The organism is Phenylobacterium sp., from assembly GCF_030693405.1.
GTDB lineage: Bacteria > Pseudomonadota > Alphaproteobacteria > Caulobacterales > Caulobacteraceae > Phenylobacterium.
This window is the reverse complement of the sequence record NZ_JAUYAW010000011.1, coordinates 65,429-72,825: the sequence shown is the minus strand read 5'-3', so window position 1 is coordinate 72,825 and position 7,397 is coordinate 65,429. Positions and strand designations below refer to the sequence as shown.

Annotated in this window: 6 protein-coding genes and 1 tRNA gene; 3 read left to right on the top strand and 4 right to left on the bottom strand. The window is 68.1% G+C overall.

Annotated elements, in window-relative coordinates:
* Positions 1-56: 56 nt before the first annotated feature.
* Together Q8N19_RS02885 and Q8N19_RS02880 are read right to left on the bottom strand one after the other, a co-directional pair.
* Positions 57-1,499, bottom strand: a complete 1,443-nt coding sequence (locus Q8N19_RS02885) for a lipopolysaccharide biosynthesis protein (protein ID WP_305588136.1) — start codon at positions 1,497-1,499, stop codon at positions 57-59.
* Between the two features lie 10 nt (positions 1,500-1,509).
* Positions 1,510-3,084: an exopolysaccharide biosynthesis polyprenyl glycosylphosphotransferase gene (locus tag Q8N19_RS02880; protein ID WP_305588135.1), complete on the bottom strand. Its 1,575-nt coding sequence runs from the start codon at positions 3,082-3,084 to the stop codon at positions 1,510-1,512.
* Between the two features lie 216 nt (positions 3,085-3,300).
* On the opposite strand from Q8N19_RS02880, the gene Q8N19_RS02875 reads away from it, so the two are divergent.
* From Q8N19_RS02875 to Q8N19_RS02865, 3 genes are all read left to right on the top strand, one after another.
* Positions 3,301-3,390 (top strand) — tRNA-Ser (locus tag Q8N19_RS02875).
* Between the two features lie 412 nt (positions 3,391-3,802).
* Entirely contained in the window at positions 3,803-4,231 is a 429-nt protein-coding gene (locus Q8N19_RS02870; RefSeq protein WP_305588134.1) for a hypothetical protein, read from the top strand.
* Complete coding sequence (locus Q8N19_RS02865; RefSeq protein ID WP_305588133.1) at positions 4,232-4,984, top strand: hypothetical protein; 753 nt, start codon at positions 4,232-4,234, stop codon at positions 4,982-4,984. It begins immediately after the preceding gene.
* Between the two features lie 47 nt (positions 4,985-5,031).
* Here Q8N19_RS02865 and Q8N19_RS02860 read toward each other — a convergent pair whose 3' ends face one another.
* On the bottom strand, positions 5,032-5,658 hold the full coding sequence (locus tag Q8N19_RS02860) for a Fic family protein (RefSeq protein WP_305588132.1): 627 nt from the start codon (positions 5,656-5,658) through the stop codon (positions 5,032-5,034).
* Positions 5,659-5,828: 170 nt separating this feature from the next.
* Complete coding sequence (locus Q8N19_RS02855; RefSeq protein WP_305588131.1) at positions 5,829-7,268, bottom strand: hypothetical protein; 1,440 nt, start codon at positions 7,266-7,268, stop codon at positions 5,829-5,831.
* Between the last annotated feature and the right edge of the window lie 129 nt (positions 7,269-7,397).

The following is a 7,397-nucleotide window of genomic DNA, read 5'->3' as shown; positions in this document are numbered from 1 at the left end:
CACCGACAGGCGAGGCTGGGCCGCCGCCCAGGGCGCATTCTCGAATAAGGTCGCGCTCATGCCGGCCTCGCCCTTAAGTCGCGCAACAGGGTCAGGCCACGGCTGCGCAGGGCGCCGGTGTCCAGCACGAAGGTGATGGCGCCAAAGACCAGGCCGCCGAGGCCCGCCTTCACCAGCAGCTCGGCCCAGCCCCCGAGGGCCGGCACGCGGCTGACGGCGAGCGCCATGACGGCGGTGGCGCCCAGGGTCTGGACCAGCGGCAGCCAGGGGATGGGCAGGACGAGGCTGCGGGCGCCCAGCGCCATGGAGGCGGCCAGGCCAAGGGCGTAGCTGGCCAGGGTGGCCCAGAGCGCCCCGTCCAGGCCAAAGCGCGGAATAAGGATCAGGTTCAGCACCAGGTTGGCCAGGGCCGGGATCGCCATGGCGGCGAGCAGGAGCTGGGTCCGCTGGCCCAGGGTGAAGGCCTGGTGGAAGTAGTAGGTGGTCAGGCCCGCCAGCAGGCCGCTGAGCGCGATCCAGGGGGTGACATGCGCCGCGCCGGCCGCGAGATCGGGTCCCACCATCAGCTGGGCGAGCGGGGCGGCCACCAGGGCCAGGCCCACGGCGGCGGGCACGCAGAGGAGCAGCATCAGGCTCGCCTGCTCCCGTGCCGCCCGACCCAGTTCGCCGGGACCGCCGCGCTCAAGGGCTGCGATCAGAGCCGGGCCGCCGGCGGCGCCCAGCCAGATGAAGAGGACATCCAGGGTGCGGTTCGCGAGGCTGTAACCGGCGTGATAGAGGCCGACCGAGGCCTCATCAAGGAAGGCGGCCAGCAGGAAGCGGTCGGTGGTCGACAGCACCAGGGCCAGGATCAGCGACATGGCCACCGGTAGGCCATAGCCGAGATAGGTCCGCACCCGGGGCGACTCGAAGCGTCCCTGGCGGCTGTGGCGGAGTTCCGAGGGCAGGGTCCAGGCCATGCAGACGGCGGCGGCCACGCCGAAGCCAATCAGGGGGGCGGCCCCGCCAAAGCCCTGCCAGGCGAGGACGGCGCCGACCCCGAAGGCGCCCAGGGTCTGGATCATGTCGATGGAGGCCGCGCCGGCCACCTCGCCCGCCGCCCGGCGACGTTCCTGGGCCAGCTTGGCGAAGGTGCGCGGCAGGACGGCCAGCACCCCGCAGACCACCGCCAGCTTGAGACCCGGAGACAGGGGCAACAGCAGGGCGATGGCCAGCGCCACCGGCAGGACCACGAGCAGGGCGAGCCAGGTGCGATAGATGGTGGCCGAATGGTCGCCGCCGCGGCCCTTGTCGGCCTCGCCGACCCAGAACCTGGCCATGGCGGCCTCGTTCCAGGTGAAGATGGCGGTGTGCAACAGGCTCATGGCCGAAAAGCCCAGGGCGTAGTCGCCGAACTGGGCCGGGGTGAGCAGGCGGGTGAAGGTGACGATGGTCGCCAGACCCACTAGGCCTTGAATGATGTTGACCGGCAGATAGCCGACCACGCCGCGCCAGAACATGTCTCGCCGCCTAGCGCACGGCCTGCCGATCCCCAAGCAGGCAGGGGATGGTCATGGCGATGATGTAGAGGTCCAGCCACACCGACTGGCGCTCGATGTACTCGATGTCGAGCTCGACCCGGCGGCGAACATCCTCAGGCGTGTCCACCGGCCCGCGGGAGCCGTGGATGGCCGCCCAGCCGGTCATGCCGGGCTTCATGCGGTGGCGATGGGCGTATTCGGCCACCAGACGGGCGGACTCCACATCGCCGGTCATCATGCCGATGGCGTGGGGGCGGGGGCCGACCAGGGACATCTCGCCGCTCAGCACATTGAAGATCTGCGGCAGCTCATCGAGGCTGGTGCTGCGGATCAGCCGGCCGACCCGGGTGACACGGTCATCATCGGCCTGGACCTGGCGGCGCGCATGGGCGTCGGCCACGTCATGCCGCATGGACCTGAACTTCCAGACGACGATCTCTTCGTTGTTGAAGCCCTGGCGGCGCTGGGTGAACAGGATGGGACCGGGGCTGTCGAGGCGGATGGCGAGCGCCACCAGGGCCATGACCGGAAGGGCGACCAAGAGGGCGAGGCTGCCGATGAGCAGGTCCAGGGTCCGCTTGACGATGGCGCGGCCCAGATGCCGCGGCAGGCCAGACACCCGCGCCAGAGGCAGGTCGCTGATCGGGGCGGTGTGATGGGGGGAGATGGCGTCGGCGGGGACAAGCTCATCCTCCAGCAGCAGGCTGACCTCATTGGGCAGCGGACGCAGGGCGGCGATCACCTGACGTACGCGCGCCTGGGCGCCGGTGGGCACCGCGACGATGACCCGGTCCACATAGGGCATGATCCGGTGGCTCAGCAGGGCCTGGGTGTCGCCGAGCACGGGGACGCCACGCAGAGCGTCAGGCGCCCGGGCCAGCCGGTCGTCGAACACGCCAAGGACGTTGACCTCGCCAGACTTCATCGCCTGGCTGATCAACCGCTCGGCGGCCTTGGTGGCGCCGACGATGACTACATTGGGGGTCAGACGGCCTTCGCTGCGCCAGCGACGCACCCGCAGCCACCACACGGCGTGCAGCGCGTAGAGCCCCAGGAACGCGGCCACCGTCCAGACAGCGAGTTGCATAAGCACCAGAGTCACGGGCAGGAAGGCGGCCAGCATCAGGATCGCGGCGCCCACGCCTGCGGCCACAGCCACCGAGGTCTTGGCCAGGTGATAGGACAGGCCCTGCCGGCTGCGGAAGGCGTAGAGGTCGAACAGGCTGAGCGTCACCAGCACCGCCAGGGCCGGCGCGGCATAGACGCCGGCCTGGCCGCCGCCGGCCAGGAAGGCGGCCATGGCGCAGGCGCCAAGCCACAGGCCGTCGATACCCTGAAACGCCCAGGCATAGGCCTGGCCGTCCAGCCGTCGGCGGGTGGGGCTGAGGCGTTCGGGGCGCATGGGGCCGCGCCTGTCCTGGGTGGGCGCAGCCTCGGCCGGGGGCAGGGCGTGATCATGGCCTGCGGCGAAGTCAGGATCGTCCTGGGAGGGCGTCCACGCCTCCGGCGCCGGGGCGGGTTGCGCCCCGTCATCACGTCGGGGAAGGCGAACAAGGTTGGACATTCTGCGCGAGGGACCCTTCAGGTTCCCGCCCATTATGGGCCGCGCCTCTGATCGACAGGTTAACCGCTGGCCTGCCCCTGTTTGCCATGCCCATGATTTTGAGCCGTTGCCCCGGGGCCAGGGTTTCGGCTATGCAGTCCCTCCTTCGAGACCGCCCCGGGGATTCACCTTCCCGACCGGCCGCGAGGGGCGGGAGACAACCCGGCTCTAAACAATGGTGACGTGGCCGAGTGGCTGAAGGCAACGGTTTGCTAAATCGTCATACCTGAAAGGGTATCGAGGGTTCGAATCCCTCCGTCACCGCCACCTTCGCCGAAAAAGAGCCTTATGGCGGTAGCTGGGCCGCGGTCAGCTCACCCGTCAAAGCGCGCCCTTGCCCCTGGTGTTCGCCGAGTAGGCTTCCGCCTCTCCGCAGAGAGTCCGTCCATCAAAAGGTGGCGAACCCACCTTAGCCGCCTGTCCGACTTCTGGCGCCACCTCAGCCCTTTCCCAGGACCATAGGACGGTGAATGCGGGCCAATCCCTGAGTGTTAAGCATGTGCCTTGCTGATCACCACAACCCGTGCGCATGATCGCGAGAAATCATTGTTCTCCGAATTTGCTCTCGGGACGGCGCTCCCCGCTGGTGGGCCGCTTTCCCCCACAACCATTGAAGGGCCAGGGGGGCCTGACCACCATGCGGTATGGACTTGTAGCTGCGATAGCAGGGGCGATGCTTGTGGGGCTTCCCGCCGCGGCCACCGCCGCCCCTCTGATCATCGCCGACAATGTAGCGGCCAAGTGCACGATCCTGCCTGACGGCACGGCGGCGACGGTGACCGTGACCCTGAACAACACCACCTACAACTTCTACGGCCAATCTCTTGTCTTTCACTTCACGCCCAACACAACGGGCGCCCCCCAGGCCATTCCGATGCCGGCGGGAAGTACTAAGGCCGTGACCCTTCCAGTCTCTCCCGGCGTCTATACCCTGCGGATCAGCAATCAGACGGCGCCGGGCGGCAACACCTCGGTAAATTACAATGTCACCGTCCCGGCGGGAATGGTCAGTAACCTGGGGCCACGCAAGATGTGCCTCGACCGCGAGGTGAAGGAAAACAGGCGTGTCAACCAAGTCCGCGAAGCTCGCCCGCCTGGAGGCCAATAGATGACGCGTAAGCCAGAAGACCCGGCCCTTGCCGTCGCTCCGCGTCCATCTACGGAGTTTGTCGGCCTGGTCGCCGCCCTTGCCTTCATCGCCGCTGGCCCCTCCGCCGCCGCCGTGACGGAAAGAAGCGCCGATCAGTTCCGCCAGGACACCTTTTCGCTTGAGGCGAGCCTAGCCTCGTCGCCCGCGAAGTCGGACGCCGGGAACGGCGGGAGCTTCCGCCTAGCCCAAAGCACCCAGGGCGAGGACAATGGGGAGTGCTTGGATTTCACCGGGCAGGGTTGCGACGAGGGAAACCAGTCTGACGCTTACAACCAGTTTGGCGCCTTCCACTATGAAACCCTGCCGCACGAGCAGAATTTCTATGGGAACGGCTGGCAAGATGTCGTCGATACGGACAACGCGATGAATCATATGGGCGCGCCGTACGCCCAAGGTGTCGTGCTCAGATTTTATGGAGCCGGCGGTCCTGGCGCCAAGTGTCTGCTCAGTGGCGGCGCGATCACATTCATTGTCAAAACCCGCTCGCTGGGCTGCTGGCGCGCTGCCAAGGCAGCGCCGGTCAGGGGCCTGAAGGTCCCGGCGCTGGGTCCGGCCGCTCAGCGCGTGCTCACCAAATGCAGTCTCAGGACCGGTAGCGTCACCTTACGCAACGGCGCCTTTGCCTGTATCGCCACGCCCTTGCCTGTGGTCCGCATCGCGACAAGAGGCGCGAGGGGAAGAGCGTCGCTGGGCTGGCCTTGGCGAGGGTGACGGAAGGCGGCTGGCGCGCCCCTTTCGAGTGACCCCTGGCGCCGAGGTCAGGGCGCCACGGCCTGCCCCTCGGCGGCCTGGATCTGTCGCAACAGCAACTGGTCGTAGAAGCGCTTAAGGGCCGTGAGGTCCGGTGTCCGTTCGGCATCGCCCTGAACCGACGCGTCCGCCGCTCCCAGCGGCCCATTGCATTGCGCCGGATCGGCCAGCATCTGGTCTAGCACGGTCTCTGTCTGAGGCAGGAGGGCGCCGAGTTTCAGGCACAGGCATCCATAGGCGAAGGCGAAGGCCGTGCGCCCGTTGCCGTCGCGGAAGGGGTGGATCCAGGTGATGCGCCAAAGGGCGTAGACCGCGACATCCAGGGCGTCGCCCTCGGTCCAGATGCGCTCCAGCTCGACGAAGAACGCCGCCATCAGCGCGGGGACCTCGCTCCAGGGCGGCGGCCTGAGCAGGGATCCGTCCTCCTGCCGTAGCTTTACGTTCGACTTGCGATAGGCGCCCGGCCTCTCCAGCAGGAACACGGTCGCGGCGCTGTGCAGGGCGCACAGCGCCCGCTCGTCGGGCATGGCGAGCAGGGTGTCTCCATCGGCCTTGCGTCCCAGGGACGAGACGATGAGGGCGACCAGCAGACTCCTCAGCCCGACGAGGTTCAGCGCCTCGATCCTGTAGGCCAACTCGCCGTCCGCCATTTCCCAGTTGCTGACTCTACCCAACGGACTCCCGCGCCCTTCCCCCGGCCATCGCACCGGAGCCGAATGGTAGTGCAGCCCCGCCCCTTTGCAACGCAGAGCCCCATGCTTGATGGGCCCCAGCCCGGCCTAAGTTGCGCCGCAGTCTCTGCGCGCTAGTACGGGTTTGCGCCTGGGATGCGGCCGTTGAGGGCGTCGAAGCGGCGGTCGAGGTCGGCCTGTTCGGCGCTCGTGAGGCCGCCCTGGCTGTACTGGCTCTCCAGCCGGACGATCTCATTGAACTCAGCCCGAAGGCGGGTGGCGTCCCAGCTGTTTAGGCTGCGATTGCGCAGGCCGGCGTCGATGCGCGCCTCGAATTGCGGGCCACGCTGGCTGATGCTGGTCCAGCCGTAGCCGCCATACTGGTCATTTTGACCATACGGGCCCTGGCCTGGAATGCGGGCGCTGAGGGCTTCGAAGCGGCGATCAAGGTCGTTCTGCTGGGCGGCGGTCATTCCGCCCTGGCGATACTGGGTCTCGAGCCGGACGATCGCCTGGAATTCGGCGCGAAGCTGGGCGGCGTCGCGGGTCGTCAGGGCGCGATCGCGCAGGGCGTTATCAATGCGCGCGTCGATCTCGGCCTGACGCTGGCTCATATCGCGCCAGCCGTACTGCCCAGCCTGGCCTTGGCCGGGGATACGGGCCTCCAGGGCGTCCAGCCGGCGGTCGAGATCCGCCTGTTCCGCGGTCGTCAGGCCGTTGGCGCGATACTGGGTCTCTAGCCGTACGATCGCCTGAAACTCGGCCCGCAACCGACCCGCGTCCTGAGATGTGAGGGTGCGATTGCGCAGGGCGGTGTCGATGCGCCCCTCGAACGCGATCTGGCGCTGGGCGACGCTCTGCCCGCCGTACTGATAGTCCTGGCGCTCGGCCGGCAGGCGGGCGCGCAGAGCCTCAAAGCGACGGTCGAGATCGGCCTGCTCGGCGCTCGTCAGGCCGCCCCGGCGATACTGGACTTCGAGCCGGGCGATCGTCTGGAACTCTGAACGGAGGCGGGTGGCGTCGCGGCTGGTCAGACTGCGGTCACGCTGGCCGGCGCTGATGCGATCCTCAAGCCAGGTCTGCCGGCTGGCGATGGGGACCCACTGCCCATTGTTTCCATAACCCCACGCCGGTTCCCCATAGGACGGGCCTGACCCAGGTTCGCCATAGCCGGGCTGGCCCCAGACAGGATTGCCGAGGCTGCTGGCTGACGGATCGCTCTCGACGCCCAGCAGGGCCTGGGCGATCGCCCCGATGACGCTGGCGGCGGTAGAGCCCTGGCTGTTCGGCTGATCGACATAACCGCCGGCGTTGCCGGTGGCGCCCTGGCAGGCGAGCACGCCGCTGCGGTTCGTGAGATCGCTACGGCACTGCGGCGCGTAGATGCTGCTCCAGCGGTAGCGGCCCTGATCGTCGCGGCACTCGGCGGTGACATAGCCGGTCTGCAGCGTCTGGATGTTCTGGCAGGACGCGCCAAGGCTGGCGGCGGGGGAGCGGTACTGAGCCTGCGCTCCGGGGGCCGAGGCGGCGAACAGGCCAGCCGTCAGGGCGGCGAGGGTGAGCAAACGGGTCATGGCGATCTTTCGCGCAAGGGCGGGAGGGGCTCGGGCGCTTCATCAGAAAGTCGCCAGACGCTCGGCAGAGCGCCCAAGCTTCGCCCTGTAGGTTCAGAAACGCGCCCCGAACCAGTTCGTTGCAGGCGG